Genomic DNA, 25,152 nt, shown 5'->3' with positions numbered 1-25,152 from the left:
GAACAGGACCGCGCCGGCGCGCTCGAGCTTTTGATGCCGACGCTGCAGCTCGCCGATCTCTGGCGCGAAAGCGGTCGCTACGACGCCTACGGCCCGGAGATGCTGCGCATCCTCGATCGTCACAAGCGCGAGCTGTTGTACGGGCCGACCAACGAGGAAATGATCACGGAGATTTTCCGCGCCTACATCAAGTCCTACAAGAACCTGCCGCTCAACCTCTACCACATCCAGTGGAAGTTCCGCGACGAGCAGCGTCCGCGGTTCGGCGTGATGCGCGGCCGTGAGTTCCTGATGAAGGACGCCTATTCGTTCGACCTCGACGAGGCCGGCGCGCGGCGCTCCTACAACAAGATGTTCGTGGCCTATTTACGCACCTTTGCGCGGATGGGCCTGAAGGCGATCCCGATGCGGGCCGAGACCGGCCCGATCGGCGGCGACCTCAGCCACGAATTCATCGTGCTCGCGGAGACCGGCGAGTCCGGCGTCTTCATCAACCGCGATGTCCTGGACCTGCCGGTGCCGGGCGAGGACGTCGATTATGACGGTGATCTGACGCCGATCATCAAGCAGTGGACCTCGGTCTACGCCGCGACCGAGGACGTCCACGAGGCCGCGCGCTTCGAACAGGAAGTGCCCGAGGCGAAGCGGCTGAACACGCGCGGCATCGAGGTCGGCCAGATCTTCTATTTCGGCACCAAATATTCCGACACCATGAAGGCGATGGTCGCCGGTCCCGACGGCGTCGACGTGCCGATCCATGGCGGCTCCTACGGGGTCGGCGTGTCGCGTCTGGTCGGCGCGATCATCGAAGCGTGTCACGATGACGCCGGCATCAAATGGCCCGAGGCCGTCGCGCCGTTCCGCGCCGCGATCCTCAATCTCAAGCAGGGCGATGCCGCGGTCGATGGCGCCTGCGAGCAGCTCTATCGCGAGCTCTCGGCGAAGGGCGTCGACGTGCTCTACGACGACACCGACCAGCGTGCCGGCGCCAAGTTCGCCGCGGCCGATCTGATCGGCATCCCGTGGCAGATTCTCGTCGGACCCAAGGGGCTTGCGGACGGCAAGGTTGAAGTGAAGCGTCGCAGCGACGGCTCACGCGACAACATGAGCCCCGCCGACGTGGTCGCGAAGCTCGCGGGTTAAAGTTTATTCACGCCGCGCTGATCGGCGGGGTAATCCGGCCACATTTGGCCCGAATCATGGGATTATCGACAGATGGATGAGACCATGAGCGAGCCAGTCCGTACCCCGCCCTTTGCGCCATTCGAATGGCTGCTGTCCGGACGCTATCTGCGCGCGCGCCGCAAGGAAGGATTCATTTCGGTCATCGCCGGCTTTTCGTTCCTCGGCATCATGCTCGGCGTCGCCACGCTGATCGTGGTGATGGCGGTCATGAACGGCTTCCGCAAGGAGTTGCTGGACAAGATCCTCGGCCTCAACGGACATATTCTGGTGCAGCCGCTGGAATCGCCGCTGACCGACTGGAAGGATGTCGCCGACCGCATCAGCCAGGTGCAGGGCATCCGCCTCGCCGCGCCCGTCGTCGACGGGCAGGGGCTCGGATCGTCGCCGTTCAATGCCGCCGGTGTCTTCATCCGCGGCATCCGCGCCGACGATCTCAACAACCTCACCTCGATCGCCAAGAACATCAAACAAGGCTCACTCGAGGGCTTTGATGAGGGGCAGGGCGTCGCGATCGGTCGCCGCCTCGCCGATCAGCTTTCGCTGCATGCCGGCGACATGATCACGCTGGTTTCACCGAAGGGCGCGGTGACGCCGATGGGCACCACACCGCGCATCAAGCCCTACAAGATCACTGCGGTGTTCGAGATCGGCATGTCGGAATATGATTCGACCTTCGTGTTCATGCCGCTGACCGAGGCGCAGGCCTATTTCAACCGCAACAACGACGTGTCCTCGATCGAGGTGTTCACCACCAATCCGGACAAGATCGAGACCTACCGCAAGCTGGTGACCGAGGCGGCGGGCCGGCCGGTCTTCCTGGTCGACTGGCGGCAGCGCAATTCGACCTTCTTCAACGCGCTTCAAGTCGAACGCAACGTGATGTTCCTGATCCTGACCATGATCGTGCTGGTCGCGGCGCTCAATATCGTCTCGGGACTGATCATGCTGGTGAAGGACAAGGGCCAGGACATCGCGATCCTGCGCACCATGGGCGCCTCGCAGGGCTCGATCATGCGGATATTCCTGATCACCGGCGCATCGATCGGCGTCGTCGGCACGCTGGTCGGTCTGCTGGTCGGCTTGCTGATCTGCTTCAACATCGAAACCATCAGGCAATTCCTGTCGTGGCTCACCAACACGGAACTGTTCGATCCCACGCTGTATTTCCTGTCGAAGCTGCCTGCTGAAATCGATTTTGGCGAGACGCTCGCCGTCGTGATCATGGCGCTGACGCTGTCCTTCCTTGCGACGCTCTACCCGTCGTGGCGCGCCGCGCGCCTCGATCCGGTCGACGCGCTCCGGTACGAATAAGGAGCGCACATGGCTGAGGGGGCGGAAGACACACCGGTCGTCTATCTTCATGACATCAAGCGGGAATACCGGCAGGGCGAAGCGACGCTGACGGTCCTGAACGGCGCCAAGCTCGCGCTGTGGCCCGGGCAATCGGTGGCGCTGGTGGCGCCGTCGGGATCCGGCAAGTCGACATTGCTGCACATCGCGGGCCTGCTGGAGACCCCCGATGACGGCGAAGTCTATGTCGCGGGCACGCCGACCTCGCAGATGTCCGACGTCGACCGCACCCAGATTCGCCGTTCCGATATCGGCTTCGTCTATCAATCGCACCGGCTGCTGCCGGAGTTCTCGGCGCTCGAAAACGTCATGCTGCCGCAGATGATTCGCGGCCTCAAACGCTCCGAAACCGTGAAACGGTCGACCGAGATTCTCTCCTATCTCGGGCTCGGCGACCGCATCACCCATCGTCCGGCCGAGCTCTCGGGCGGCGAGCAGCAGCGTGTCGCGATCGCGCGCGCGGTCGCCAACGCGCCCCGGGTGCTGTTCGCGGACGAGCCGACCGGCAATCTCGATCCCGGCACCGCCGACCACGTCTTCAGCGCGCTGATGCAACTCGTGAAGGCGACCCGGGTCGCGATGCTGATCGCAACCCACAATCTGGATCTCGCCGCGCGAATGGATCGCAGGGTGTCGCTTTCGAACGGACAGGTTGTCGAGCTCGAATAGTGCACCGTCGCGCGAACCGGGTAATTGTTCGCGCGAAGAACGCGCGCTAAGAGCTGGAATTCGGAGCTTTTTTCGCTCTGCTTCACGCGGCCCGGAAAGCGCTTGATCCTCAATAGGCGGGGCGTCTGCCGGGCTGTCTCGGCCGTCGGTCGACCGGCGGTCCGGCATAATAGGGGTTATTGATGCAGATCGCCGCCAGGCCGGACGCCGAGGCCTGGCACTGTGCGATCGACGTGTAGCCGCAATCGGTATCCTCACCGCCCCATCGGTAGTTGGTTTTGCAGACCGGCGAGGTCGAATCGTATTTCTGGGCGCTGGCTGGTGCCGGCGCCGCCAAGGCCAGGAATGCCGGCAACAGTGCCAGAATCAGACTGCGCATCAGAAATCTCCTCGTCGGTCGGGCGCCGGCAATGCCGATACCGAGCGCGCGCGAATAGGCACCCGCGCGCAGCGCTGGATCAACTCACATTCCCGCGCCGGTGTTTGACGGATCGGGGCGTCAGTGGATGAACAGGTCGAGGAAATTGCCCTCACGGCGGTCCCGCGGGGACACGTGAAGATAGGAGCGCGGGTCGTTGTCGCCGGCATAATAGGGGTTGGCGACGCAGTTCTGCCCGATGCCCGAAGCAGTGGCCAGGCACGCCTCATACGATGGATAGGAGCAGTTGCTGAGACCGGGATAGCGGTCGCCCTGAATGCAGAACGGGTAACGCACGCCGACCGCATGTGCGGGCGCAGTCCCCAGCGTTGCGAGTGCGGCCACCGACGCTGCAGCAGCAAGAATCATCGTCCGCATGTGCATTCCTTTTGCTGCGAAGATTCGACCTTGGCGACGATCCAAATCGGACAAGCCGGTTTCGGTCAACACGATCTTGCGCGCAGCTGCGCAGGCGGACCTGAATTGTGAAGATTGTGCGGCAGTTATGTGGCAAAAGTTCCAGGAAGTGCCCGTAATACAGTATTAACTTCAAATTTGAGCGAAGTCGTTTGGCCCTGCCTGTTGCCGCGAAGTTACAGCAATTCCGCCGGGGGCTGCTATGACGGTGTCTCGCGGCCTTGGGGGCCTGTAGAAAAAGTTGGAACGGGAAAATGAAAAAGATTTTGCTTGTCACCGCCAGCATGATCGCGCTCAGCGCGACTGCTGCTTCCGCGGCTGACCTCGCGGCTCGCCCTTACACCAAGGCTCCGCCGCCCATGGTTGCCGCTGTTTATGATTGGACTGGCTTCTACATCGGTATCAACGGCGGTTGGGGCCAGAGCCACGACAACCGTTCGGTCGACGGCTTCGGCGGCGTCGGAAGCTTCGACGCCAACGGCGGCACCGTCGGTGGCCAGATCGGCTACCGCTGGCAGGCCGGCGGCTGGGTGTTCGGTCTGGAAGCTCAGGGCAACTGGGCTGACTTCTCCGGCAGCACCGGCAACCTGGTCGTCCCGGGCGGCATCGTTCGCTCGAAGACCGATGCGTTCGGCCTGTTCACCGGTCAGATCGGCTACGCCTGGAACAACGTCCTGCTGTACGCCAAGGGCGGTGCTGCGGTCACCGATCGCAACTTCCAGTTCCTCAACGCGGCCGGCAATCTGGCGTCCGAAACCGGCTTCGACACCCGTTGGAGCCCGACGGTCGGCGTTGGCCTCGAATTCGCCTTCTCGCAGGGCTGGTCGCTCGGCGTCGAGTACAACCACATCTTCGAAGACACCCATGGCGCGACCTTCGTGACCCCGGCTGGTGTTGCCGTGACCGGCTTCCACTCCGGTGGCGACACCGACATGGTCCTCGGCCGTCTGAACTACAAGTTCGGTGGCCCGGTCATCGCGAAGTACTGATCGCTCGCTTAGTTCAAGCGGCATCGAAAACCCCGGGCTTCGGCCCGGGGTTTTTTGTTGGCCTGGCGGCGCAGCCCGTCGGCCCGGAGCAGGGGATTGGCTTTGCTCCTCCGCTCCGGGATTCAGGTTAGGTTTGATTGGGCGGGGGCTTTCCAATCGAACGGTCAACGCCGCATATTCGGGGCATGACGAACGTGCAGCTTATCTCCGAACTGACGTGCCCATCCTGCGGCCACGTCTCCATCGAGACGATGCCGACCGATGCCTGCCGGTTCTTCTATGACTGCAAGGGGTGCGGCACTCGCCTGAAACCGAAAGCAGGAGATTGCTGCGTGTTTTGCTCCTACGGAACGGTCCCGTGCCCGCCGAAGCAGGCGGGGAATTGCTGCGGTAACTAGCTCGCAGGAGCCTCCGACCAGCTCGCCATCCGGATCGGCGGCGAGACGTCGGCCGGTCTGGAATTAACCACAGAGGTTGGGGTCTCTGGGGCGTTTAGGGGTCATTTTTGCGCCGCAACGATTCGGACGATCTCATCGTCATCGGTGGTCAAGTAACCAAAGGCCATCCACCCGGCGCACAAGCCGAAAATGATCAAGGCAGTTTTTAGCCAGTGGCTCATGGAGCAAATATGCACCCTGTGCCAGCCAATTTCCACCCCGGCCGACTGCCACAATCAAACTGACCCACTACCCAAGCAACGCTGGCAGCCCAGTTTGAGAAGTGAATCGGCACGTCCTGCGCTGAGCGCAGCAAGGCTTCAAACTATCGAGTCGCTGCCACTTCCTGCCACAATTAACCAAGGGAATTCTTTCGGGGGCAGTTTTCAAACTGACCCATTACCGTTGCTTGACTCCTAGAACAAAAAAGGAACAATGTTCTGCATACGTTCCAGTTCAGGGAGGGCGGCTATGTTGAAGATTTTCGTGCAGGAAGCTGCAGCGCTGGCATCGATCACGCTGTTCGTCGGGATGATCGCGGTGTGGGCCCAGCTGATCACCCAGTTCTGAAAATGTGCCCGCGGGGACTGGGGCATAGCCGGCGGCATGGTTTGCCCTTGGGGAAAAGCGGGAGGACTTGCCGCCACGCCGCGTTCGGCGTGGACTTGGCAGGGTTCAGGCCCCACGATGGGATCGCGAGTCGGGTCTGACGCTTTCGAGTTCCGGCCCAGGCGCTCGCTCCATCCCTGACCCAAGAGCTTCCGTAAGCAGCCATGCCGAATGCCGGATTCGTTCATCTTCACGTTCATTCCGCCTATTCGCTGCTGAAGGGCTCGATCAAGATCGCCAAGCTGGGCGAGCTCGCGAAGGCCGACCGCCAGCCGGCGCTGGCGCTGACCGATACCGACAACATGTTCGGGGCGCTGGAATTCTCCGACAAGATGGCCGGCTACGGCATCCAGCCGATCGTCGGCTGCGAGCTGGCGGTGGATTTCGGCGACGTCGATCCGAATACGCGGAGCATCCTTGCGACGACGGGCCCGGCGCGAATCGTGCTGCTGGCGGCGCGCGAGCGCGGCTACCGCAGCCTGATGCGGCTGAACTCGCGGGCGTTCCTGGAGACGCCGGTCAACCAGACCCCGCACATCAAGTTCGATTGGCTCACCGACGACGCCGAAGACCTGATCGCGCTGACCGGCGGCCCCGACGGGCCGATCGCGCTGGCGCTCCGGGCTGAACAGGCGGCGCTGGCAACCACCCGCTGCGAGCGCCTGGCCAGCCTGTTCGGCGATCGCCTCTACATCGAGTTGCAGCGCCACGGCGCCGACAAGGAACGCCGCACCGAGGGCGGCCTGATCGACCTCGCCTACGGCAAGGGCCTGCCGCTGGTCGCGACCAACGAGCCGTATTTCGCCAGCAATGACGACTACGAATCGCATGACGCGCTGCTCTGCATCGCCGGCGGCCACCTGATCGCCGAGACCAACCGCGAGCAACTGACCCCGGATCACCGCTTCAAGACCCGCGCGGAAATGGCGGTGCTGTTCGCCGACATCCCGGAGGCGCTCGCCTCGACGGTGGAGATCGCCGAGCGCTGCTCGTTCCGGCCGAAGACCCGCAAGCCGATCCTGCCGTTCTTCACGGTGGGGGCCGCCGCCAGCGCCGATGCCGCCGCCGACGAGGCCGCCGAGCTGAAACGCCAGGCCGAGGAGGGGCTCGCGAATCGCCTGCGGGTGCACGGTCTCTCGCCGGGAATGACCGAGGAAGACTACAGCAAGCGGCTTGCGTTCGAGCTCGACGTCATCACCCGCATGAAATATGCGGGCTACTTCCTGATCGTCTCCGACTTCATCAAATGGGCGAAGGCGCAGGGCATTCCGGTCGGACCGGGCCGCGGCTCCGGCGCGGGCTCGCTGGTCGCCTGGGTGCTCACCATCACCGACCTCGATCCGATGCGGTTTGCGCTGCTGTTCGAGCGCTTCCTCAATCCCGAACGCGTCTCGATGCCGGACTTCGACATCGACTTCTGCCAGGATCGCCGCGGCGAGGTGATCCAGTACGTGCAGGAGCGCTACGGCCGCGACCAGGTGGCGCAGATCATCACCTTCGGTACGCTGCAGGCGCGCGGCGTGCTGCGCGACGTCGGGCGCGTGCTGCAGATGCCTTATGGGCAGGTCGACAAGCTGACCAAGCTGGTGCCGCAGAATCCCGCAGCCCCGGTGACGCTGGCGCAGGCGATCGAGGGCGAGCCGAAGCTGCAGGCGTTCCGCGACGAGGATCCGGTGGTGGCGCGTGCGTTCGATATCGCGCAGCGCCTCGAAGGTCTGACGCGCCACGCCTCGACCCATGCCGCCGGCATCGTGATCGGCGACCGGCCGCTGAGCGAGCTGGTGCCGCTCTACCGCGATCCGAAATCCGATATGCCGGTCACCCAGTTCAACATGAAATGGGTCGAGCCGGCGGGCCTCGTGAAATTCGACTTCCTCGGCCTGAAGACGCTGACCGTGCTCGACGTCGCGGTGAAGCTGCTCAAGCAGCGCGACGTTGATGTCGATCTCGCGACGCTGCCGATCGACGATGCGCCGAGCTATCAAATGCTGGCGCGGGGCGATGTCGTCGGCGTGTTCCAGGTGGAAAGCCAGGGCATGCGGCGCGCGCTGATCGACATGCGGCCGGACCGCTTCGAGGACATCATCGCGCTGGTGGCGCTGTATCGCCCGGGCCCGATGGCGAACATCCCGACCTATTGCGCGCGCAAGCACGGTGACGAGGAATCGGAATATCTGCATCCGATCCTGGAGCCGATCCTGAAGGAGACCTTCGGCGTCATCATCTATCAGGAACAGGTGATGCAGATCGCGCAGCAGATGGCGGGCTACTCGCTCGGCCAGGCCGACCTGCTGCGCCGCGCGATGGGCAAGAAGATCCGCGCCGAGATGGACAAGCAGCGCGACATCTTCGTCGCCGGTGCGATGAAGAACGGCGTGGCGAAGGGCCAGGCCGAGACGATCTTCGAGCTGCTCGCCAAGTTCGCCGACTACGGCTTCAACAAGAGCCACGCGGCCGCCTATGCGCTGGTGTCGTACCACACCGCCTATATGAAGGCGCATTACCCGGTTGAGTTCCTCGCCGCGTCGATGACGCTCGAACTCAACAACACCGACAAGCTCTCCGAATTTCGTTCCGAGGCGCAGCGGCTCGGCATCAAGGTCGAGGCGCCCAACATCAATCGCTCCGGCGCGACCTTCGAGGTCAGCGACAACACGATCTACTACGCGCTCGCGGCGCTGAAGGGCGTCGGCATCCAGGCGGTCGAGCAGATCATCGAGGAGCGCAACAGGAAGGGCGCCTTCACCTCGCTCGCCGATTTCGCAGCAAGGGTGAGCCCGCGCGCCGTCAACAAGCGGATCATCGAGAGTCTTGCGGCGGCCGGCGCCTTCGACACGCTGGAGCCGAACCGCGCGCGCGTCTTCGCCGGCGCCGATGCGATCCTCGCCGCCTGCCAGCGCAGCCATGAGGCGGCGACCTCGGGCCAGAACGACATGTTCGGCGGCGCGGCGGATGCGCCGAGCATCATGCTGCCGCAGATCGAGCCGTGGCTGCCCGCGGACCGGCTGCGGCGCGAATACGACGCGATCGGCTTCTTCCTGTCGGGCCATCCGCTCGACGATTACGCGACCGCGCTGAAGCGGCTGCGCGTGCAGTCCTGGGCGGAATTCTCGCGCGCGGTGAAGACCGGCGCCACCGCGGGCAAGGTCGCGGCAACCGTGGTGTCGCGCATGGAGCGGCGCACCAAGACCGGCAACAAGATGGGCATCATGGGCCTGTCGGACCCGACCGGCCATTTCGAGGCGGTGCTGTTCTCGGAGGGCCTTGCGCAATACCGCGACGTGCTCGAGCCGGGGGCGGCCGTGCTGTTGCAGCTCGGGGCCGAATTGCAGGGCGAGGACGTGCGGGCGAGGGTGCTGCACGCCGAGCCGCTGGATCACGCCGCGGCCAAGACGCAGAAAGGCCTGCGCATCTTCGTGCGCGACACCAAGCCGCTGGATTCAATCGCCCGCCGCCTCAACATGCCGGAAGCCGCGCCCGCCCCGGGCGGCGGCGCAAAGGCACCGGCCGTGAAGCCGGCCTCCGCGCCGCCACCGGCGGCAGGGGCCGATGGCGACGTCTCGCTGGTGATGATGCTGGACCTCGAAACCGAGGTGGAGATGAAGCTGCCCGGCCGCTACAAGGTCTCGCCGCAGATCGCCGGCGCGATCAAGGCGGTGGCGGGCGTGGTCGACGTGCAGACCCTCTAAAGGGAGGTTTCGGGCGCCAAACAGGGCCATTTCGGCACGATTTGGGCCCGGCCGGCCGGTGTAACCGGCCGTATTTCCTTGCTTCTCGCGCAAATCGCGCTATATAGCGCGCCATCTCACACGGAAACATGGCTCTCAAGGCCGTCCGGTGGCAACCGGGCCATTCAGGCACGTTTGCTCACACGTTTCCGGAGGAACCAACCGGAGAATTAGATCTATGTCGCTGCCCGAATTCAACATGCGTCAGCTTTTGGAAGCTGGCGTTCACTTTGGCCATCAGGCCCACCGCTGGAATCCGAAGATGCAGGATTACATCTTCGGCGCCCGCAACAACATCCACATCATCGACCTCGCGCAGACCGTGCCGATGCTGCACCGTGCCTTGCAGGCGGTCAGCGATACCGTCGCCAAGGGCGGCCGCATCCTGTTCGTCGGCACCAAGCGCTCGGCCCAGGACGGCGTTGCCGACGCTGCCAAGCGTTCGGCGCAGTACTTCGTCAACTCGCGCTGGCTCGGCGGCACGCTGACCAACTGGAAGACGATCTCGGCCTCGATCAAGCGCCTGCGTCATCTTGACGACGTGCTGTCGTCGGGCGAAGCCAACTCCTACACCAAGAAAGAGCGGCTGACGCTGCAGCGCGAGCGCGACAAGCTCGACCGTTCGCTCGGCGGCATCAAGGACATGGGCGGTCTTCCCGACATGATCTTCGTGATCGACACCAACAAGGAAGACATCGCGATCCAGGAAGCCCAGCGGCTCAACATCCCGGTCGCCGCGATCGTCGACACCAATTCGGACCCGAAGGGCATCACCTATGTGGTGCCGGGCAATGACGACGCCGGCCGCGCGATCTCGCTGTATTGCGATCTCGTGGCGCGCGCCGCCATCGACGGCATCTCGCGCGCTCAGGGCGATTCCGGAATCGACATCGGCGCGTCGGCGACGCCCGTGCAGGAAGACCTTCCGGCGGCTGCGCCGTCCGGCTTCCAGGGCCTCGCCGGCCCGCGCGGCACCGCCGACAACCTCAAGAAGCTCACCGGCGTGTCCGGTGCGATCGAGAAGAAGCTCAACGACCTCGGCATCTTCCACTACTGGCAGCTCGCCGAGCTCGATCACGACACCGCGCACAAGATCGGCGAAGAAGTCGGTCTGCCGAGCCGTGCCGACGCCTGGGTCGCCCAGGCCAAGACGCTCGCCGAAGCGGAATAAAGGTTACGCGGCGTGGCCGGGTCTCGCCCGGCCGCCGCTTCTATTCCACGAACAACGATTTCCCTGTCGCAGACAGCGGCGCCATCGGGCGCCGCGGTTTCTGTACAGGCAAGAAGGACATTGAACGATGGCAACGATCACAGCAGCGATGGTCAAGGAGCTCCGCGAGTCGACCGGCGCGGGCATGATGGATTGCAAGGCGGCGCTGACCGAGAACAACGGCGACATGCAGGAAGCGCAGGATTGGCTGCGCAAGAAGGGCCTCTCCAAGGCCGCCAAGAAGGCCGGCCGCGTCGCGGCCGAGGGCCTGATCGGCGCGCTGACCTCCGGCACCAAGGGCGTGCTCGTCGAGGTCAACTCGGAGACCGACTTCGTTGCGCGCAATGAGCAGTTCCAGGGCCTGGTCAAGATGATCGCCCAGGTCGCGCTGCACAATGGGGCCGATGTCGAGACCATCAAGGCGGCCAAGGTCGGCGACGTTACCGTCGAGACCGCGATCTCCGACGCGATCGCGACCATCGGCGAGAACATGACGCTGCGCCGCGCCGCTTCGCTCGAGGTGAGCAAGGGCGTGGTGTCGAGCTATGTCCACAACGCGGTCGTCGAGGGCGCTGGCAAGATCGGCGTGATCGTGGCGCTGGAGTCCGCCGGCAAGGCCGACGAGCTCGCGGTGCTCGGCCGCCAGCTCGCCATGCACGTGGCGGCGGCGAAGCCGCTGGCGCTCGACCCGGCCGGGCTCGATCCGGAGACCGTCAAGCGCGAGAAGGACGTGCTGGCCGACAAGTACCGCCAGCAGGGCAAGCCGGAGAACGTCATCGAGAAGATCGTCGATTCCGGCCTGAAGACCTACTACAAGGAGGTCTGCCTGCTCGATCAGGCCTTTATCCACGACAGCGGCAAGTCGGTTGCCCAGGCGGTGAAGGAAGCTGAGGGTAAGGTCGGCGGGGCGATCAAAATCGCTGGCTTTGTGAACTATGCTCTCGGTGAGGGAATCGAGAAGCAGGAGAGCGACTTCGCCGCCGAAGTCGCGGCCGCCAGCGGCAAGAAGTAACCGCTGACACCAGAGGGCCTCCGGCGCTTTGCGCCGGAAGCCTGCCTGCGCGGGATAGGAAAGCGATCGCATCATGGCTGAGCCGATCTATCGTCGCGTGGTGATCAAGCTGTCCGGCGAATATCTGGCCGGCTCCCACGGTTTCGGTATCGATCAACCGACGGTCGATCGCGTCGCCGACGACCTGATCGCAGCCCGCAAGCTCGGCATCGAGGTCGCCGTCGTGATCGGCGGCGGCAACATCGTCCGCGGCGTCGAGGTGTCCTCGCGCGGCGTCTCCCGGCCGACCGGCGACACCATGGGCATGCTTGCCACCATGATGAACTGCCTCGCGCTGGAGGCGGCGATCGAGCGCAAGGGAACCCCGGCGCGGACCCTGTCGGCATTCGTGATGCCGGAAATCTCCGAGCTGTTCACCCGTAGTGCAACGCACAAATATCTCGCCGAGGGACGCATCGTTCTGCTCGGCGGTGGAACCGGCAACCCGTTCTTCACGACCGACACCACCGCCGTGCTCCGCGCGGCCGAAATCGGCGCGCAGGCGGTGCTGAAGGCCACCAATGTCGACGGCGTCTACAGCGCCGATCCGAAGAAGGACCCCAAAGCCAAGCGCTTCGACCGCCTGACCCATTCGCAGGCGATCGAGGGCGGCTACAAGGTCATGGACGCGACCGCTTTCGCGCTTGCCCGCGAGACGTCGCTGCCTATCATCGTGTTCTCGATCGCGGAGCCCGGTTCGATCGGTGCGATTCTGCGCGGTACCGGACACGGCACGGTCGTCGCCGGCTGATGCCGCGCCTCCGGGCGTCGACAGCCGGTTTCTAGGGAAGGGAGAACGTCATGGCCGCACCTGGTTTTGACATCAACGACGTGAAGCGCCGCATGCAGGGTGCCACACAATCGCTCAAGCACGAGCTCGGCGGTCTGCGCACCGGCCGTGCTGCGGCCTCCATGCTGGAGCCGGTCCAGGTCGAGGCTTACGGCTCGCATATGCCGCTCAACCAGGTTGCGACCATCAGCGTGCCCGAGCCGCGCCTGCTCTCGGTGCAGGTCTGGGACAAGACGATGGTGAAGGCGGTCGAAAAGGCGATCGTCGATTCCAATCTCGGCCTGTCGCCCGCGACCGAAGGGCAGGTGTTGCGCTTGCGGATTCCCGAGCTCAACGAGGAGCGCCGCAAGGAGCTCGTCAAGGTCGCGCACAAATACGCCGAAGCGGCCAAGGTCGCCGTGCGCCACGTGCGCCGCGACGGTCTCGACGTGATCAAGAAGCTCGAGAAGAATCACGAGATCTCCGAGGACGATCAGGAGCGCCTGTCGAACGAGGTGCAGAAGGCGACCGACGGCATGATCGCCGAAATCGATCAGCTGCTCGCTGCCAAGGAAAAGGAAATCCTGACGGTCTGAAGGCGCTACGGAAACAGCCGATGTCGAACGCCGCCGCCCCAGCAACTGACGGACCGGATCGCTCCGGCAGTCCGTTGCATGTGGCTGTCATCATGGACGGCAACGGGCGCTGGGCCAAGTCGCGCGGCCTGCCGCGCGTCGAGGGCCACCGCCGCGGCGTCGAGGCGCTGCGCCGCGTGGTGCGTGCAGCCCATGAACTCGGCATCGTCTATCTCACGATCTTTTCCTTCAGCTCGGAGAACTGGTCGCGGCCGGCCAGCGAGATCGGCGATTTGTTCGGCCTGTTGCGCCGCTTCATCCGCAACGATCTGGCGACGCTGCACCGCGATGGGGTGCGGGTGCGCGTGATCGGCGAGCGTGACGGCCTCGACGCCGACATCTGCGCGCTGCTCAACGAAGCCGAGGAGCTGACCAGGAATAACGACAAGCTCAACCTCGTGGTCGCCTTCAACTACGGTTCGCGCGCGGAGATCGCTTCCGCAGCGCGGCGCCTTGCGCGCGAGGTCGCCGAAGGCAAGCGCGACGCCAGCTCCATCGATGCCGACACGCTCGGGCAATATCTCGATGCGCCCGACATCCCGGATCCGGATCTGATTATCCGCACCAGCGGCGAGCAGCGTCTGTCCAACTTCCTGATGTGGCAGGCCGCCTATAGCGAGCTCGTGTTCGTGCCGATTCACTGGCCGGATTTCGACAAGGCGGCGCTCGAAGGCGCGATTGCGGAATACGGCAAGCGCGAGCGCCGGTTCGGCGGGCTCGCTGCGAAAACCGGATCGTGACCGAGGGCGAGGCCGCGCCGGCGGCAGCAAACGAACAGGGGTCGCGCAATCTCGCGATGCGCGTGATTGCTGCGCTGGTGCTGGCGCCGGTTGCGATCGCGCTGGCCTATATGGGTGGCGTCGCCTGGTCGCTCCTTGTGACATTGGCGGCGGCCGGATTGTTCGCGGAATGGCTTGTTGTCACCGGACTCGGACGCGAGCTCCGGATCCTGGTGCCCGGTGTGATCGCGTTGCTGCTCGCCGGACTGTGCCTGATGGCCGGCCGTATCGATGCGGCCCTGATCGTGCTCGCCGTCGGTGCGGTTGTTGTGGCATTGACGTCGGGCGCGCGGCGGAACTGGGCCATTGCGGGATTGCTCTATGCGGCAGGGGCCGAGATCGCGTCGGTCCTGCTGCGCCTCGACACGGCGAAGGGCTTTGCCGCGCTGATGTTCGTGTTGCTGATCGTGTGGGTCACCGATATCGGCGGTTACTTCGCGGGCCGCAGCATCGGCGGGCCGAAGCTCTGGGTGCGGGTCAGCCCGAAGAAGACGTGGGCGGGCGCGGTTGGCGGCTTCGTGGCGAGCCTGCTGGTCGCTGCCGGCTTTGCCGCCTTTGAGATCGGCTCGACCGGTCCGCTCTTGATGCTCGGCGCCGTGTTGTCTGTGGTCTCGCAACTCGGCGATCTCTTCGAATCCGCGGTGAAGCGGCGGTTCGGCGTGAAGGATTCGAGTCACATCATTCCCGGTCACGGCGGCCTCCTGGACCGCCTGGACGGATTTGTCGCGGCCGTCATTGTGGCGGCGATTTTCGGCTTTCTCCGTGGTGGCGCCGATGGCGTCGGGCGCGGTCTTATGGTTTGGTGATGAGATGAGCGCAGTTCCGTTGCGTAACAACAAGGCCGCGGCGGTGTCCGCCGTGCGGACCGTGACCGTCCTCGGTGCCACCGGCTCGATCGGCGACAGCACCATGGATCTGCTGCGCGGCGCGCGCGACCGCTACCGGGTCGAGGCGCTGACCGCGAACAGCAATGTCGAGGGCCTCGCCAAGCTGGCCAAGGAATTCGGCGCGCGGTTCGCCGCCATTGCCGATCCGGCGAAGCTTTCGGAGCTGAAGGACGCGCTGGCTGGAACCCGGACCGAATGCGGGGCCGGGGAGAGCGCGATCATCGAGGCGGCCGCGCGGCCCGCCGATTGGGTGATGGCGGCGGTCAGCGGCGCGGCCGGGCTGAAGCCGGCGCTTGCCGCGGTCGATCGCGGCGCCACCGTCGCGCTCGCCAACAAGGAATGTTTGGTCTGCGCCGGCGATATCTTCATGGAGCGGGCCAAGAAGGCCGGCGCCTGCATTCTGCCGGCGGACTCCGAGCACAATGCGCTGTTTCAGGCGCTGGCTTCCGGCAATCGCGAGGAACTGACGAGGGTGATCATCACCGCGTCCGGCGGGCCGTTCCGCACCTGGGCCCCCGCCGACATCGAGCAGGCGACGCTGGAACAGGCGCTGAAACATCCCAATTGGAGCATGGGGCAGAAGATCACGATCGATTCCGCGTCGATGATGAACAAGGGTCTCGAGGTGATCGAGGCGTCCTATCTGTTCGCTCTGACGCCCGATGAAATCGACGTGCTGGTGCACCCGCAGTCGATCATCCACGGCATGGTCGAGTTCTCCGATCGCTCAGTGGTGGCCCAGCTCGGCACGCCCGATATGCGGATCCCGATCGCGCATTGCCTCGGCTGGCCCGACCGCGTCGTCGGCCCGTCCGCCAAGCTCGATCTCGCCAAGATCGGACAGCTCACCTTCGAAGCGCCGGACTTTGAACGCTTCCCGGGGCTGCGGCTGGCATACGAGGCGCTGCGGATGGGGCACGGCGCGACGACGGTCTACAACGCCGCGAACGAGATCGCGGTCGCCGCGTTTATCGCCGGCAGGATCAAGTTCGGCGCGATCGCCCGGCTGGTCGAGGCGACGATGAACGATTGGATCAAGTCAGGGAATCAGCCACCACTGCGCTCGGCGGATGATGCGATTTCCGTTGACCATATCGCGCGAAATAAAGCTGCCGCCCTATTGCCTCAAATTGCCTTAAAGGCAACCTAGAGGGTTGGGGGCGGAGCCTTTGGCTCTTGTCGAGGGAAATCGAATGCCCGAGTATTTTATTCATAGTATCAATGCGTTGAGTCATGGGCTTCTCGGTACCATCGTTCCCTTCCTCTTCGTCCTGACCATCGTCGTCTTCTTCCACGAGCTCGGCCACTTCCTGGTCGCGCGCTGGGCTGGCGTGAAGGTGTTGACGTTCTCGCTGGGCTTCGGGCCGGAGCTCGCCGGCTTCAACGACCGGCATGGCACGCGCTGGAAGATCTCGGCGATACCGCTCGGCGGCTACGTCAAATTCTTCGGCGACGACAGCGAGGCTTCGACGCCGTCCAACGAGACGCTCGCCGCCATGACGGCGGAAGAGCGCGAGGGCAGCTTCCATCACAAGTCGGTCGGAAAGCGCACCGCCATCGTTGCGGCCGGCCCGATCGCCAATTTCATCCTGGGCGCCCTGATTTTCGCGGGCATGGCGCTCTACTACGGCAAGCCGAGCACGATCGCCCGGGTCGACGGCCTGGTGGCCGAAAGCGTCGCCGCGAACGCCGGCTTCAAGGTCGGTGATGTCGTCGTGGATATCGACGGCAGCGCGATCCAGAGCTTCGCCGACATGCAGCGGATTGTAGCCTCGAACGCCGGTTCAGAGCTTGGGTTCAAGGTGAAGCGCGATGGCGCGATCGTCGCGCTCAAGGCGACGCCGGCGCTCAGGGAGGTCAAGGACCCGTTCGGCAATGCCCACCGAATCGGCGTGCTCGGAATCGAGCACAAGGCTCAGGTCGGCGAGGCGACCAGCGCCTCGGTCGGCGTGCTGGAGGCCCTGAAGATCGGCGTCGAGCAGGTTTGGTACATCATCTCCAGCACGTTCAAGTTCCTGGGGTCGCTGTTCGTTGGAACCGGCAATCCGGCCGAGGTGAGCGGGGTCATTGGAATCGCGAAGCTGTCGGGGCAGGCCGCGAGCGCCGGGTTCCAGTTCGTGATCAATCTTTGCGCCATCCTGTCGGTCTCGATCGGCCTGCTGAACCTGTTTCCGATCCCGCTTTTGGATGGCGGACACCTGCTTTTCTACAGCGCGGAGGCGCTGCGGGGACGTCCGCTGTCGGAGCGGACGCAGGAGGTGGGTTTCCGAATCGGGCTAGGTTTGGTTCTGATGCTGATGGTGTTTGCGACGTATAACGACATCCTCAGGATCGCCGGGTCCTGAAACGGGCTTTTTTGTGGCGTTGCCAATGGGCAACGTCTTGGAACGAAAATGGAAATGTTCAGCTCTAGTAAGTTTGCCCCCTTGGCAAATTTGGTTACAAGCTGAGCGGCAGGTTGGGAATCTGTCGGGTCGTTGGGGAACGATCTGGCATCGTTAAGATAAGGGCGCGTTGCGCATGATGTTTGGAATGCGAGTGAGGGGGGGGCTGTTCGCCGCCTTGGTCATGTTCGCCGCGCCGGTGGTTGCCACCTTGGCGACCGTAGCTGTGTCTGTGCCGGCGTCGGCGCAGACCGTCGATTCGATCACGGTGGAGGGGAACCGCCGTGTCGAGCTTGAAACCATCCGCTCCTACTTCCATCCCGGGCCGGGCGGTCGGCTGGGCCAGGCCCAGATCGACGACGGCCTGAAGGCACTGATCGAGACCGGCCTGTTCCAGGACGTCCATATCGACCAGCGGGGCGGGCGCCTCGTCGTGGTCGTGGTCGAGAACCCGGTGATCGGCCGCGTTGCCTTCGAGGGCAACAAGAAGATCAAGGACGAACAGCTCACCGCTGAAGTGCAGTCCAAGCCGCGCGGCACGTTCTCGCGCCCGATGGTCCAGTCGGACGCCCTGCGCATCGCCGAAATCTACCGCCGGTCCGGCCGCTATGACGTGCGGGTCAACCCGCAGATCATCGAGCAGCCGAACAACCGCGTCGACCTGATCTTCGAGGTCAATGAAGGCGTGAAGACCGGCGTCCGGTCGATCGAGTTCATCGGCAACAGCGCCTATTCGGCGTCCCGTCTGCGCGACGTCATCAAGACTCGCGAATCGAACATCCTGAGCTTCCTCGGCGGCAACGACGTCTACGACCCCGACCGGGTCGAGGCCGATCGCGACCTGCTGCGTCGCTTCTACCTCAAGAACGGCTATGCCGACGTCCAGGTCGTGGCCGCGTTGACCGAATACGATCCCGACAAGAAGGGCTTCCTGGTTACCTTCAAGATCGAGGAAGGCCAGCAGTACCGCGTCGCGTCCGTCAACTACACGTCGTCGATCGCAACGCTCGACCCGAACGCGCTGCGCACCTACTCGCGCGTCAATGTCGGCTCGCTCTACAATGCCGAGGCGCTGGAGAAATCGGTCGAGGAGATGCAGATCGAGGCATCGCGCCGCGGCTACGCCTTCGCGGTGGTCCGGCCGCGCGGCGATCGCAACTTCGACAATCACACGGTGTCGATTACCTTTGCGATCGACGAAGGCCCGCGCACCTATATCGAGCGCATCAACATCCGCGGCAACAGCCGTACCCGCGACTACGTGATCCGCCGCGAGTTCGATATCTCGGAAGGCGACGCCTACAACCGTGCGCTGGTCGATCGTGCCGAGCGTCGGCTGAAGAACCTCGACTTCTTCAAGACGGTGAAGATCACCACCGAGCCGGGCTCCTCCAGCGATCGCGTCATCCTGATCGTCGATCTCGAGGAGAAGTCGACCGGCGACTTCTCGGTGTCGGGCGGTTACTCGACCACCGACGGCGCGCTGGCCGAAGTCAGCGTCTCCGAGCGCAACCTGCTCGGCCGCGGCCTGTACGCGAAGGCGTCGGTGACCTACGGCCAGTATGCCCGCGGCTACTCGCTGTCGTTCGTCGAGCCCTATCTGCTCGACTACCGCGTCGCGCTCGGCCTCGACCTCTATCAGCGCCAGCAGCTGTCCAACAGCTACATCGCGTACGGCACCAAGACGCTGGGCTTCAGCCCGCGGCTCGGCTTCAGCCTGCGGGAAGATCTGTCGCTGCAGCTGCGCTACTCGATCTACCAGCAGGAAATCACCCTGCCGTCGACGCTGAACAACTGTAACAACGTGCCGCTCCTGCCGGATGGAACGCCCAATCCCGCGTTCAATCCGAGCCCGGCCTATGCGAACCTGAACGGAATCAGCCTGGTGTCGACCAATGGTCTCGGCTGCTTCTTCGACGGCGAAGCCTCGCTGCCGGTCCGCAAGGAGCTGGCGGGCGGCAAGACCCTCACGTCGGCGCTGGGTTACACGCTCAACTACAACACGCTCGACAACAACAAGAACCCGACCGACGGTCTGATCGTCGACTTCAAGCAGGACTTCGCCGGTGTTGGCGGTGACGTCAGCTACATCAAGACCGCGATCGACGCGAAGTACTACACCCCGCTGGTCTCCGACATCGTCGGCGTGATCCACGCCCAGGGCGGCATCCTGAACAAGCTCGGGACCTCGGATCTGCGCATGCTCGATCACTTCCAGATGGGCCCGAACCTGGTCCGCGGCTTCGCGCCGAACGGTATCGGTCCGCGTGACATCAACCCGTACGGCACCATGGACGCCATCGGCGGCACCAAGTACTGGGGTGTGTCGGCGGAACTGCAGATGCCGTTCTGGTTCCTGCCGAAGGAAGTCGGGCTCAAGGGCGCGGTCTATGCCGACGCCGGCGGCCTGTACGATTACCAGGGCCCGACCTCGTGGGCGGCGACCGGCGAAGTCAACGTGCCCGGCTGTATCAGGCCGACGAACAATCCGCCGTCTCCGGGTACGTGCCTTGGCCTGAGCTACGACGACAGCAAGGTTGTCCGTACCTCGGTCGGTGTCGGCCTGATCTGGCAGTCACCGTTCGGCCCGCTGCGCTTCGACTACGCGGTGCCGCTGACCAAGGGTGCGTTTGACCGCACGCAAGAATTCCGGTTTGGCGGCGGTACGACGTTCTAAGACCGATTGCCAACCGGACTGCGACGGATGGAATGGCGCAGCCGATCTTCTACAAGAGTCCTCCTTCGTCATCGCTGGCTGAAATAGCCGCGCTGACGAAGGCGCAACTGGTCGACCCCGAAAGGGGCGCGCTTCAGATCAGGGGGCTGGCCTCGCTCGACGAGGCCGGTCCGATGCATCTCGCCTTTTTCGACAATCTGAAATACGCCGACCAGCTTGCTGCGACCAAGGCCGGCGCGTGTCTGGTCAGCCCGCGCTTCGAGGCACAGGTGCCGAAGGGCACTGCCGTGCTGCGGGCGGCGAAGCCGTTCCAGGCGTTCGTCGAGCTCGCCCGCGAATGGCACGCCGATGCTCTGCGGCCGCAATCCTGGTTCGACACCGAGGGCATCGCGCCGTCGGCGATCATCGATCCCACCGCGCGCCTCGAGGATGGCGTCATTGTCGATCCGCTGGTCGTGATCGGCCCGCGGGTCGAGATCGGCTCGGGCACCATCATCGGCGCCGGCGCGGTGATCGGGGCCGACGTCAAGATCGGCCGCGACTGCAATGTCGGCGCGAAGACCACCATTCAGTTCGCGCTGATCGGCAACAACGTCCTGATCCATCCCGGCTGCAATATCGGCCAGGACGGCTACGGCTTCATCTTCTTCGGGCCGGCCGGCCATGTGAAGGTGCCGCAGACCGGCCGCGTGGTGATCCAGAACAATGTCGAGGTCGGCGCCGCCTCGACCATCGACCGCGGTTCCCTGCGCGACACCGTGATCGGCGAGGGCACCAAAATCGACAACCAGGTCCAGATCGGCCACAATGTGACGATCGGCCGGCACTGCCTGCTGGCGGCCCAGATCGGGCTCGCCGGCAGCCTGACCATCGGCGACAATGTCGCGCTCGGCGCCAAGGTGGGCATCAACAACCACCTCAAGATCGGCGACGGCGCCCAGGTGACGGCGATGAGCGCGGTCAAGGACGACATCCCGGCCAACGGTCGGTGGGGCGGGCATTTCGCCAAGCCGACCAAGCAGTGGTTCAGGGAAATTATCGCAGTGGAGCGTCTGGTGCGCGACAACGAAGCCAAAGGCAAGGAACAGGAGTGATGGAGGAGGCACCGGTCAAATTCGAGCTGGTGGATATCAACGATATCCTGAAGACGCTCCCGCATCGCTTTCCGATGTTGCTGATCGACCGGGTGATCAAGATCCGCACCGACTACAGCGGCATCGGCATCAAGAACGTCACCTTCAACGAGCCGCCGTTCCAGGGCCATTTCCCGGACCGTCCGGTCTACCCCGGCGTCATGATGATCGAGGCGATGGCCCAGACCGCCGGCGTCATCGGCATCAAGTCGGTCGAGGGCACCGAGAAGCCGCGCGCGGTGTATTTTCTCACCATCGACAAGTGCAAGTTCAGGAAGCCGGTGATGCCCGGCGACACCATCGAGTATCACATGCGCTCGCTCGGCCGGCGCAAGACGATGTGGTGGTTTCACGGCGATGCCAAGGTCAACGGCCAGGTCGTCGCCGAGGCCGATGTCGGTGCGATGCTGACGGATTAGGCCGCGCCGGGCTCACGACGTTGTGCAGGTGTAGCGGCCGTCCGCGCCCGCGATCCGCAGGACGCGATTGAGGAAGACGCCCATCGACGGTGCGTTCATCAGCGCGTCGTAGGTTTCGGCGGGGACGCCGCAATAGTGCTGGTAGCTGCCTCTGACCGCGACCAGCAGCGCGCGCTGATCCGCCCTGTAGCAGACCCGCTGGACGATCGTGCTGCGGTTGATGTCGCGGCATTCGAAGCTCGAGAGATCGACCGTCGTGCTGTTGCCGAGATCGACCGTCTCCGGGCCGACTGGCGCAGAGAGCAGGCTGAGGATCAGCGCGGCGGCCCGGACCATGATTGGTTGCGACCTTCTCGTTTGCAACAGGCGGTCATGATACGTCACTGGACAGGGCGGGCAAAGTCGCGCTAACGACCGCCCCAATCGACAGCCTGGCGCCTCGATAGCACCTTGGCGCCATTAACGAATTCCGGACCGAAACTTCATGAGCATGATCGACCCGACTGCGCGGATTGCCGATGGCGCTGTGATCGGGGCCGGCACCGAGATCGGTCCATACTGCATCATCGGCCCCAATGTCGTGCTTGGCGAGAACTGCAAGCTGATCGCGCATGTTACGATCAGCGGGCATACCAGGATCGGCTCCGGCTGCATCATCTCGCCGTTCGCGGCGCTCGGCGGGCCGCCGCAGGATCTCAGCTATCGCGGCGAGCCGACCCGCCTCGAAGTCGGCGAAGCCTGCACCATCCGCGAGGGCGTGACGATGAATGTCGGCACGGTCAAGGGCGGCGGGCTCACGCGCGTCGGCGATCACGGCTTCTTCATGAACAACAGCCACGTCGGCCACGACTGCATGGTCGGCAATGGCGTGATCTTCGCGACGTCGGCGACACTCGGCGGCCACTGCGAGATCGGCGACTTCGTCTATATCGGCGGCCTGTCGGCCGTGCACCAGTTCACCCGCGTCGGCTCGCAGGTGATGATCGGTGGCGTCTGCGGCGTACGCGGCGACATCATCCCGTTCGGCCTCGCCAACGGTCAGTACGCGGTGCTCGAAGGACTCAACATCATCGGCATGCGGCGCCGCCAGTTCACCAAGGCGCGACTGGCGACGGTGCGCGCGTTCTATCAAAAGCTGTTCCACGGCCCCGGCATCTTCGCCGAGCGGCTGGCCTCGGTGCAGCCGCTCGCCGGCGAGGATCCCGCGATTGCGGAAATCCTGGCCTTCATCGAGGGCGGCAAGCTGCGGCCGCTCTGCCTTCCCGCCGATACCGATTGAGCAGGGGATGGCCGCCAGCATGACGTCCGCGGCTCCCTCGCTTTCCTCGCCGGTCGGCGTCATCGCCGGCGGCGGCGCCATGCCGTTCGCGGTCGCCGAGTCCCTGGTTGCGCGCGGCATCACACCGGTGCTGTTCGCGCTGCGCGGCGCCTGCGATCCGGCGCGCGCGCAGCGATTTCGTCACCGCTGGATCTCGGTCGGCCAGCTCGGGCGGGCGACCCGGCTGTTCCGCGACGAAGGCTGCCGCGATCTGATCTTCATCGGCACCCTGGTGCGCCCCGCGCTGTCGGAGATCCGGCTCGACTGGGGCACGCTGCGCCTGCTCGGCCACGTCGTGCGCGCATTTCGCGGCGGCGACGATCATTTGCTGTCGAGCGTTGGCCGCATTCTCGAGCAGCAGGGATTCCGCATGGTCGGGATCAAGGATGTCGCGCCCGATCTGCTGATGCCGGAGGGTGCCGTGACGCGCGCGGCGCCCGACAGCACGGCGCTCGCCGATATCGCGCGCGGACGCGGCGTGCTCGACGCGCTCGGCCCGTTCGACATCGGTCAGGCGGCCGTGGTGATCGACGGTCATGTGGTGGCGGTCGAGGATATCGAGGGCACCGACGGGCTGCTCGCGCGCGTCGCGCGGCTGCGCGCCGAGGGCCGCATTCGCGCCAAGGCCGGCCGCGGCGTGCTGGTGAAGGCGCCGAAGAGCAGGCAGGATCTGCGCTTCGATCTGCCGACCATCGGCCCGCGGACGGTAGAGGGCGCGGCAGCAGCCGGTATCGCCGGCATCGCCGTGATCGCCGGCAATACGCTGGCCGCCGAGCCGCAGGCTTTGGTCGAGGCCGCCGACGCCAGGGGCCTGTTTGTCATCGGACTGGCGGGCTGATGCAGGTGCGCGGTCCCAGCAGCGCTCGCAAGATCTTCCTCATCGCGACCGAGGAATCCGGCGACCGCCTCGGCGCGGCGCTGATGCAGGTGCTGCGCCAGCGCCTCGGCGATGCCGCGCAGTTTTCCGGCGTCGGTGGCCAGGCGATGGCTGCTCAGGGCATCGCCCCGCTGTTTCCGATCGAGGAACTCTCGATCATCGGCTTTGCCGCCGTCGTGAAGCAATTGCCGAAAATCCTGCGATTGATCCGGCGCACAGCCGATGCCGTGCTCGCCGACGCGCCTGACATGCTCGTCATCATCGACAGCCCCGATTTCACCCACCGCGTCGCCCGTCGTGTCCGCGCCCGCAACCCGAACATTCCGATCGTCGATTACGTGTCGCCGTCGGTCTGGGCCTGGCGGCCGGGCAGGGCGCGCGCGATGCGACGCTATGTCGATCATGTGCTCGCGCTGCTGCCGTTCGAGCCGGAGGAATATCGCAAGCTGCAGGGACCGCCATGCAGCTATGTCGGCCATCCCCTGACCGAGCAGCTCGTCTCGCTGCGGCCGAACGAGGACGAGCAGAAGCGGCGCGATGCGCAGCCACCGGTGCTGCTGGTGTTGCCCGGAAGCCGGCGCAGCGAGATCAGGCATCATCTGGCGCTGTTCGGCACGGCGCTCGGCCAGCTCAGCAAGCAAATGCCGTTCGAGCTCGTGCTCCCCACCATGCCGCATCTCGAGGCGATGGTGCGCGAAGGCGTCGCGTCGTGGCCGGTGGTGCCGCGGCTCGCGATCGGCGAGACCGAGAAGCGCGCCGCGTTCCGCGTCGCCCGCGCTGCGCTCGCGAAGTCGGGCACGGTGACACTGGAGCTCGCGCTGTCGGGCATTCCCATGGTGACGGCCTATCGCGTCGGCGCCGCCGAGGCGTTCATCCTGCGCCGCGCGATCCGAGTGTCCTCGGTGATCCTCGCCAATCTCGTGATCGGCAGCGATATCATTCCCGAGTTCCTGCAGGAGGACTGCACACCGGACAAGCTCGCGGCGGCGCTGGGCGACGTGCTTGCGGATTCGCCCGATCGTCTGCGGCAGCTCGTGGGGTTCGCGACGATGGACGGGAAGATGTCGACCGGCGACCAGCCGCCGAGCGTCCGCGCCGCCGACATCGTGCTGGCGGAGATGGGCCGCCGTTCGGCCTAGCCAATCGATCGTGTCCGAGTTCAGTGGCGACATACCGCCGCAACGATCCAGCTTGCGCCGAATATTTAGATC

General features: G+C 64.8%; 23 protein-coding genes. 20 read left to right on the top strand and 3 right to left on the bottom strand.

The genetic code is table 11. From position 1 onward, the window contains the following. From proS to AC1VNY_RS26765, 3 genes are all read left to right on the top strand, one after another. The coding region (gene proS / locus AC1VNY_RS26775) for a proline--tRNA ligase (protein WP_482407443.1) at positions 1 to 1,143 on the top strand (1,143 nt) is incomplete at its 5' end. Positions 1,144 to 1,215: 72 nt separating this feature from the next. After that, on the top strand, positions 1,216 to 2,496 hold the full coding sequence (locus tag AC1VNY_RS26770; RefSeq protein WP_028339647.1) for a lipoprotein-releasing ABC transporter permease subunit: 1,281 nt from the start codon (positions 1,216 to 1,218) through the stop codon (positions 2,494 to 2,496). Between the two features lie 9 nt (positions 2,497 to 2,505). Beyond that, a complete protein-coding gene (locus AC1VNY_RS26765; RefSeq protein ID WP_038385096.1) occupies positions 2,506 to 3,204 on the top strand; it encodes an ABC transporter ATP-binding protein in 699 nt (232 codons plus the stop codon). 109 nt (positions 3,205 to 3,313) lie between these two features. Here the strand turns inward: AC1VNY_RS26765 and AC1VNY_RS26760 are convergent, their stop codons facing one another. Then, positions 3,314 to 3,583: a DUF3551 domain-containing protein gene (locus AC1VNY_RS26760; protein WP_482407442.1), complete on the bottom strand. Its 270-nt coding sequence runs from the start codon at positions 3,581 to 3,583 to the stop codon at positions 3,314 to 3,316. Positions 3,584 to 3,703: 120 nt separating this feature from the next. Continuing rightward, a complete protein-coding gene (locus AC1VNY_RS26755) occupies positions 3,704 to 4,000 on the bottom strand; it encodes a DUF3551 domain-containing protein (protein WP_482407441.1) in 297 nt (98 codons plus the stop codon). A gap of 293 nt (positions 4,001 to 4,293) precedes the next feature. On the opposite strand from AC1VNY_RS26755, the gene AC1VNY_RS26750 reads away from it, so the two are divergent. The 14 genes from AC1VNY_RS26750 to fabZ all read left to right on the top strand — a co-directional run bounded on the left by AC1VNY_RS26750 (position 4,294) and on the right by fabZ (position 21,746). Beyond that, on the top strand, positions 4,294 to 5,028 hold the full coding sequence (locus AC1VNY_RS26750; RefSeq protein ID WP_482407440.1) for an outer membrane protein: 735 nt from the start codon (positions 4,294 to 4,296) through the stop codon (positions 5,026 to 5,028). Positions 5,029 to 5,213: 185 nt separating this feature from the next. Beyond that, positions 5,214 to 5,426: a GDCCVxC domain-containing (seleno)protein gene (locus AC1VNY_RS26745; protein WP_249168206.1), complete on the top strand. Its 213-nt coding sequence runs from the start codon at positions 5,214 to 5,216 to the stop codon at positions 5,424 to 5,426. A gap of 812 nt (positions 5,427 to 6,238) precedes the next feature. Then, a complete protein-coding gene (gene dnaE / locus AC1VNY_RS26740; RefSeq protein ID WP_482407439.1) occupies positions 6,239 to 9,763 on the top strand; it encodes a DNA polymerase III subunit alpha in 3,525 nt (1,174 codons plus the stop codon). A gap of 217 nt (positions 9,764 to 9,980) precedes the next feature. Continuing rightward, on the top strand, positions 9,981 to 10,973 hold the full coding sequence (locus AC1VNY_RS26735) for a 30S ribosomal protein S2 (protein ID WP_028339653.1): 993 nt from the start codon (positions 9,981 to 9,983) through the stop codon (positions 10,971 to 10,973). A 127-nt stretch (positions 10,974 to 11,100) separates the two neighbouring features. After that, positions 11,101 to 12,024: a translation elongation factor Ts gene (gene tsf, locus AC1VNY_RS26730; protein WP_028339654.1), complete on the top strand. Its 924-nt coding sequence runs from the start codon at positions 11,101 to 11,103 to the stop codon at positions 12,022 to 12,024. Between the two features lie 73 nt (positions 12,025 to 12,097). Continuing rightward, a complete protein-coding gene (gene pyrH / locus AC1VNY_RS26725) occupies positions 12,098 to 12,814 on the top strand; it encodes a UMP kinase (protein WP_038385104.1) in 717 nt (238 codons plus the stop codon). Positions 12,815 to 12,864: 50 nt separating this feature from the next. Beyond that, positions 12,865 to 13,428, top strand: a complete 564-nt coding sequence (gene frr, locus AC1VNY_RS26720) for a ribosome recycling factor (protein ID WP_016844334.1) — start codon at positions 12,865 to 12,867, stop codon at positions 13,426 to 13,428. Positions 13,429 to 13,448: 20 nt separating this feature from the next. Beyond that, entirely contained in the window at positions 13,449 to 14,207 is a 759-nt protein-coding gene (locus tag AC1VNY_RS26715; RefSeq protein ID WP_038385105.1) for an isoprenyl transferase, read from the top strand. Continuing rightward, on the top strand, positions 14,204 to 15,052 hold the full coding sequence (locus AC1VNY_RS26710; protein ID WP_304495535.1) for a phosphatidate cytidylyltransferase: 849 nt from the start codon (positions 14,204 to 14,206) through the stop codon (positions 15,050 to 15,052). Before AC1VNY_RS26715 ends, AC1VNY_RS26710 begins: the two co-directional genes overlap by 4 nt. A gap of 4 nt (positions 15,053 to 15,056) precedes the next feature. After that, positions 15,057 to 16,283 (top strand): 1-deoxy-D-xylulose-5-phosphate reductoisomerase, encoded by a 1,227-nt coding sequence (gene dxr / locus AC1VNY_RS26705; RefSeq protein WP_482407438.1) that lies wholly within the window; start codon positions 15,057 to 15,059, stop codon positions 16,281 to 16,283. A gap of 43 nt (positions 16,284 to 16,326) precedes the next feature. Continuing rightward, positions 16,327 to 17,478, top strand: coding sequence for an RIP metalloprotease RseP (gene rseP / locus AC1VNY_RS26700; RefSeq protein ID WP_038385109.1), 1,152 nt, complete (start codon positions 16,327 to 16,329; stop codon positions 17,476 to 17,478). Positions 17,479 to 17,653: 175 nt separating this feature from the next. Continuing rightward, positions 17,654 to 20,194, top strand: a complete 2,541-nt coding sequence (gene bamA / locus AC1VNY_RS26695; RefSeq protein ID WP_304495532.1) for an outer membrane protein assembly factor BamA — start codon at positions 17,654 to 17,656, stop codon at positions 20,192 to 20,194. A gap of 32 nt (positions 20,195 to 20,226) precedes the next feature. Next, positions 20,227 to 21,288 (top strand): UDP-3-O-(3-hydroxymyristoyl)glucosamine N-acyltransferase, encoded by a 1,062-nt coding sequence (gene lpxD / locus AC1VNY_RS26690; protein WP_482407437.1) that lies wholly within the window; start codon positions 20,227 to 20,229, stop codon positions 21,286 to 21,288. Next, positions 21,288 to 21,746, top strand: a complete 459-nt coding sequence (gene fabZ / locus AC1VNY_RS26685; RefSeq protein ID WP_016841580.1) for a 3-hydroxyacyl-ACP dehydratase FabZ — start codon at positions 21,288 to 21,290, stop codon at positions 21,744 to 21,746. The genes lpxD and fabZ overlap by 1 nt, the downstream gene beginning before the upstream one ends. Before the next feature lie 12 nt (positions 21,747 to 21,758). On the opposite strand, the gene AC1VNY_RS26680 is transcribed toward fabZ, so the two are convergent. Beyond that, positions 21,759 to 22,082, bottom strand: coding sequence for a KTSC domain-containing protein (locus AC1VNY_RS26680; RefSeq protein ID WP_411782546.1), 324 nt, complete (start codon positions 22,080 to 22,082; stop codon positions 21,759 to 21,761). A gap of 148 nt (positions 22,083 to 22,230) precedes the next feature. Between AC1VNY_RS26680 and lpxA the strand changes: the two genes are divergently transcribed. The 3 genes from lpxA to lpxB are packed head-to-tail and all read left to right on the top strand — an operon-like array spanning position 22,231 to position 25,080. Then, complete coding sequence (gene lpxA / locus AC1VNY_RS26675; RefSeq protein ID WP_482407436.1) at positions 22,231 to 23,025, top strand: acyl-ACP--UDP-N-acetylglucosamine O-acyltransferase; 795 nt, start codon at positions 22,231 to 22,233, stop codon at positions 23,023 to 23,025. 19 nt (positions 23,026 to 23,044) lie between these two features. Further along, positions 23,045 to 23,902, top strand: coding sequence for an LpxI family protein (locus tag AC1VNY_RS26670; protein ID WP_482407435.1), 858 nt, complete (start codon positions 23,045 to 23,047; stop codon positions 23,900 to 23,902). Next, positions 23,899 to 25,080, top strand: a complete 1,182-nt coding sequence (lpxB, locus tag AC1VNY_RS26665; protein ID WP_482407446.1) for a lipid-A-disaccharide synthase — start codon at positions 23,899 to 23,901, stop codon at positions 25,078 to 25,080. Before AC1VNY_RS26670 ends, lpxB begins: the two co-directional genes overlap by 4 nt. Positions 25,081 to 25,152 lie beyond the last annotated feature (72 nt).

The organism is Bradyrhizobium ferriligni, assembly GCF_056837965.1.
This window is presented reverse-complemented; position numbering and strand designations above follow the sequence as displayed.

What these genes read in the sequence shown, in the direction of transcription:
- AC1VNY_RS26770 (WP_028339647.1), top strand. Translation starts at nt 1,216, where the DNA reads ATGGATGAGACCATGAGCGAGCCAGTCCGTACCCCGCCCTTTGCGCCA.
- AC1VNY_RS26765 (WP_038385096.1), top strand. Translation starts at nt 2,506, where the DNA reads ATGGCTGAGGGGGCGGAAGACACACCGGTCGTCTATCTTCATGACATC.
- AC1VNY_RS26760 (WP_482407442.1), bottom strand. Translation starts at nt 3,583, where the DNA reads ATGCGCAGTCTGATTCTGGCACTGTTGCCGGCATTCCTGGCCTTGGCG.
- AC1VNY_RS26755 (WP_482407441.1), bottom strand. Translation starts at nt 4,000, where the DNA reads ATGCGGACGATGATTCTTGCTGCTGCAGCGTCGGTGGCCGCACTCGCA.
- AC1VNY_RS26750 (WP_482407440.1), top strand. Translation starts at nt 4,294, where the DNA reads ATGAAAAAGATTTTGCTTGTCACCGCCAGCATGATCGCGCTCAGCGCG.
- AC1VNY_RS26745 (WP_249168206.1), top strand. Translation starts at nt 5,214, where the DNA reads ATGACGAACGTGCAGCTTATCTCCGAACTGACGTGCCCATCCTGCGGC.
- dnaE (WP_482407439.1), top strand. Translation starts at nt 6,239, where the DNA reads ATGCCGAATGCCGGATTCGTTCATCTTCACGTTCATTCCGCCTATTCG.
- AC1VNY_RS26735 (WP_028339653.1), top strand. Translation starts at nt 9,981, where the DNA reads ATGTCGCTGCCCGAATTCAACATGCGTCAGCTTTTGGAAGCTGGCGTT.
- tsf (WP_028339654.1), top strand. Translation starts at nt 11,101, where the DNA reads ATGGCAACGATCACAGCAGCGATGGTCAAGGAGCTCCGCGAGTCGACC.
- pyrH (WP_038385104.1), top strand. Translation starts at nt 12,098, where the DNA reads ATGGCTGAGCCGATCTATCGTCGCGTGGTGATCAAGCTGTCCGGCGAA.
- frr (WP_016844334.1), top strand. Translation starts at nt 12,865, where the DNA reads ATGGCCGCACCTGGTTTTGACATCAACGACGTGAAGCGCCGCATGCAG.
- AC1VNY_RS26715 (WP_038385105.1), top strand. Translation starts at nt 13,449, where the DNA reads ATGTCGAACGCCGCCGCCCCAGCAACTGACGGACCGGATCGCTCCGGC.
- dxr (WP_482407438.1), top strand. Translation starts at nt 15,057, where the DNA reads ATGAGCGCAGTTCCGTTGCGTAACAACAAGGCCGCGGCGGTGTCCGCC.
- rseP (WP_038385109.1), top strand. Translation starts at nt 16,327, where the DNA reads ATGCCCGAGTATTTTATTCATAGTATCAATGCGTTGAGTCATGGGCTT.
- bamA (WP_304495532.1), top strand. Translation starts at nt 17,654, where the DNA reads ATGATGTTTGGAATGCGAGTGAGGGGGGGGCTGTTCGCCGCCTTGGTC.
- lpxD (WP_482407437.1), top strand. Translation starts at nt 20,227, where the DNA reads ATGGCGCAGCCGATCTTCTACAAGAGTCCTCCTTCGTCATCGCTGGCT.
- fabZ (WP_016841580.1), top strand. Translation starts at nt 21,288, where the DNA reads ATGGAGGAGGCACCGGTCAAATTCGAGCTGGTGGATATCAACGATATC.
- AC1VNY_RS26680 (WP_411782546.1), bottom strand. Translation starts at nt 22,082, where the DNA reads ATGGTCCGGGCCGCCGCGCTGATCCTCAGCCTGCTCTCTGCGCCAGTC.
- lpxA (WP_482407436.1), top strand. Translation starts at nt 22,231, where the DNA reads ATGAGCATGATCGACCCGACTGCGCGGATTGCCGATGGCGCTGTGATC.
- AC1VNY_RS26670 (WP_482407435.1), top strand. Translation starts at nt 23,045, where the DNA reads ATGACGTCCGCGGCTCCCTCGCTTTCCTCGCCGGTCGGCGTCATCGCC.